We start from the raw sequence: 1,202 nt of genomic DNA, 5'->3' as shown, positions 1-1,202 counted from the left end.
CCTCGACATAGCCGCCGTGATCCCGGGTAATGTGGAGATCGGCGCGCGCCGATCTCCACATTACCCGGGATCACGGCGGCTATGTCGAGGAGTACAAGGCCAAGTACCAGCGGCTCCGGGATCGCCGCGAGCGGGTCATCATCGACGGCATCTGCAATTCGGCCTGCACCCTGGTGTTCGGGATTGTGCCGCTGAACAAGATCTGCGTCACCCCGCGCGCCAGCCTGGGCTTCCATCAGGCCTATTACGACAAGGCCTTCACCTTCGGCATCAAGGTCACCAGCCTCGAAGGCACCTCGGAGCTGATGTCGTATTATCCGCAGCCGGTGAAGGACTGGATCGCCCGCAACGGCGGCCTGACCACCGAGATGAAGAAGATCAAGAACGGCGTCGATCTGTGGAAGATCGTCGATCCCTGCCCGGAAGAGTATTGAGCGCATCGTCGGTCTGACGGCCGAAGAGCGAGCGCCGGTCCCGCCTTTTCGGCCTCATGTCAGGCCGATCGTTCCCGCCATCACCGCCACGCAGTGTCCGCCGATCGCGGTGGTGGTGACTTCGCCCCCGCGCTTCTCCGCGCCGGCGAACAGCAGGCTCGGGCGGCCCATCTCGAACCCTTGCAGGATGGTTTTCGACAGCGTCAGATCGGCTTCGGGGCGCAGCTTCGCCAACAGGCCGATCAGCGCGACATTGGCGCTACCGGTGGCCGGGTCCTCGGGGATCTTGTTCAGCGGAGCGAACATCCGGGCGCGGATGTCGATGGTGTCCTCGGCGGTCTGCACATAGAGCAGGACCTTTGACGTCGGGTAGCCGGCGATGTGGTCGCCGAAGAGGTCGGCGCGTGGGCTGGCGGCGGCGAGGGCGGTGCGGCTCTTCACCTCCGCGATGATGAAGCCGGTGCCGCAGGACGCGATGCACGGCCGGTGGTTGGCGATCTCGATGTCGCCCTCGCTGAGCGAGCAGGCCGCCGCGATCACATCGGGGGCGATCTCGTCGGTCACCGACAAGGTCTGGGGCGACGTCAGGCGCGCGCCGGTGACTGCGCTGCCGTCCTTGATCAGTTTGATCGGGACGAGCCCGGCCTTCTCTTCGAACACTACGCGATCGCCGGCGATGCTGCGGCCGTAGCTCTGCCCGATGCGGGCCAGCACGAAGGCGGTGCCGACATTCGGATGGCCGGCGAACGGCAGCTCGCCGTTGGGCGT

2 protein-coding genes are annotated in these 1,202 nt (G+C 65.9%); one reads left to right on the top strand and one right to left on the bottom strand.

Features of this window, described 5'->3' with window-relative positions:
- The first annotated feature begins 29 nt into the window (after positions 1–29).
- Positions 30–434 (top strand): hypothetical protein, encoded by a 405-nt coding sequence (locus DYI24_RS26875; protein ID WP_164574492.1) that lies wholly within the window; start codon positions 30–32, stop codon positions 432–434.
- A 54-nt stretch (positions 435–488) separates the two neighbouring features.
- Here the strand turns inward: DYI24_RS26875 and DYI24_RS26870 are convergent.
- The coding region (locus tag DYI24_RS26870) for a PhzF family phenazine biosynthesis protein (RefSeq protein WP_164574491.1) at positions 489–1,202 on the bottom strand (714 nt) is incomplete at its 5' end.

This window comes from Rhodopseudomonas sp. BR0C11 (assembly GCF_010820945.1).
GTDB classification, from domain to species: domain Bacteria; phylum Pseudomonadota; class Alphaproteobacteria; order Rhizobiales; family Xanthobacteraceae; genus Rhodopseudomonas; species Rhodopseudomonas palustris_H.
This window is presented reverse-complemented; position numbering and strand designations above follow the sequence as displayed.

Coding starts and splice junctions, on each gene's coding strand:
- DYI24_RS26875 (WP_164574492.1), top strand. CDS start 30: ATGTGGAGATCGGCGCGCGCCGATCTCCACATTACCCGGGATCACGGC.